Origin of the sequence: Ochrobactrum sp. SFR4, from assembly GCF_019730395.1 — a bacterium.
Lineage (GTDB): Bacteria > Pseudomonadota > Alphaproteobacteria > Rhizobiales > Rhizobiaceae > Pseudochrobactrum.
Map to the genome: position 1 here is coordinate 1 of NZ_JAAPBB010000293.1, position 395 is coordinate 395.

Annotated in this window: 1 protein-coding gene; it reads left to right on the forward strand. The window is 55.4% G+C overall.

The window, feature by feature from the left end:
* On the forward strand, positions 1-395 hold a 395-nt coding region (locus HBA93_RS19050; RefSeq protein WP_221724345.1), incomplete at both ends, for a ParB/Srx family N-terminal domain-containing protein.

The following is a 395-nucleotide window of genomic DNA, read 5'->3' on the forward strand; positions in this document are numbered from 1 at the left end:
GAGATCCCCGCCATGTCTACACTACAGAATTTCTTGCAAATCCCGCTCGCAAAACTCGCCGTTTCACCTTTGAACGTGCGCACCACAGATGCGGAAAATGTGGATGATCTGATTGCATCCATCCCCGTTCATGGCTTGCTGCAATCGCTCGTCATCGTCCCCGCCGAGAAGGATGGACATTATCATGTCATTGCTGGCGGTCGCCGTTTGCGCGCCCTGCAAACGCTTGCCAAAAACAAGCAGCTTGAAAAGGGCTTTCTCGTCCCCTGCCGCCTTGCCGACAGCGATCAAGATCAGGAGCAAATATCGCTCGCAGAAAACGTCATCCGCGCGCCCATGCACCCCGCTGACCAGTATCGTGCCTTTGCCGCGCAGATCGATGCCGGTAAGAGCAT